Origin of the sequence: Lysinibacillus xylanilyticus (assembly GCF_001708185.1) — a bacterium.
GTDB classification, from domain to species: domain Bacteria; phylum Bacillota; class Bacilli; order Bacillales_A; family Planococcaceae; genus Lysinibacillus; species Lysinibacillus xylanilyticus_A.
Window position 1 is genome coordinate 1 of the sequence record NZ_MDDN01000046.1, and the last position, 942, is coordinate 942.

The 942-nt window shown below is 53.9% G+C and carries 1 protein-coding gene; it reads left to right on the forward strand.

Going from position 1 to position 942, the window contains the following annotated elements; all coding sequences use genetic code 11:
• Positions 1-359: 359 nt before the first annotated feature.
• On the forward strand, positions 360-942 hold a 583-nt coding region (locus tag BFJ97_RS23310; protein ID WP_068986945.1), incomplete at its 3' end, for an aminoglycoside adenylyltransferase family protein.

Here is a 942-nt window from a genome sequence, read left to right on the forward strand (position 1 = left end):
CTTACAATTTAGGTGGCACTTTTCGGGGAAATGTGCGCGGAACCCCTATTTGTTTATTTTTCTAAATACATTCAAATATGTATCCGCTCATGAGACAATAACCCTGATAAATGCTTCAATAATATTGAAAAAGGAAGAGTATGCGTAGCCGTAATTGGAGCCGTACCCTGACCGAACGTAGCGGCGGTAATGGTGCGGTGGCGGTGTTTATGGCGTGCTATGATTGCTTTTTTGGCGTGCAGAGCATGCCGCGTGCGAGCAAACAGCAGGCGCGTTATGCGGTGGGCCGTTGCCTGATGCTGTGGAGCAGCAACGATGTGACCCAGCAGGGCAGCCGTCCGAAAACCAAACTGAACATTATGCGTGAAGCGGTGATTGCGGAAGTGAGCACCCAGCTGTCTGAAGTGGTGGGCGTGATTGAACGTCATCTGGAACCGACCCTGCTGGCCGTGCATCTGTATGGCAGCGCGGTGGATGGCGGCCTGAAACCGCATAGCGATATTGATCTGCTGGTGACCGTGACCGTGCGTCTGGATGAAACCACCCGTCGTGCGCTGATTAACGATCTGCTGGAAACCAGCGCGAGCCGGGGTGAAAGCGAAATTCTGCGTGCGGTGGAAGTGACCATCGTGGTGCATGATGACATTATTCCGTGGCGTTATCCGGCGAAACGTGAGCTGCAGTTTGGCGAATGGCAGCGTAACGATATTCTGGCCGGCATTTTTGAACCGGCGACCATTGATATCGATCTGGCCATTCTGCTGACCAAAGCGCGTGAACATAGCGTGGCGCTGGTTGGTCCGGCAGCGGAAGAACTGTTTGATCCGGTGCCGGAACAGGACCTGTTTGAAGCGCTGAACGAAACCCTGACCCTGTGGAACAGCCCGCCGGATTGGGCGGGTGATGAACGCAACGTGGTGCTGACCCTGAGCCGTAAAAAAT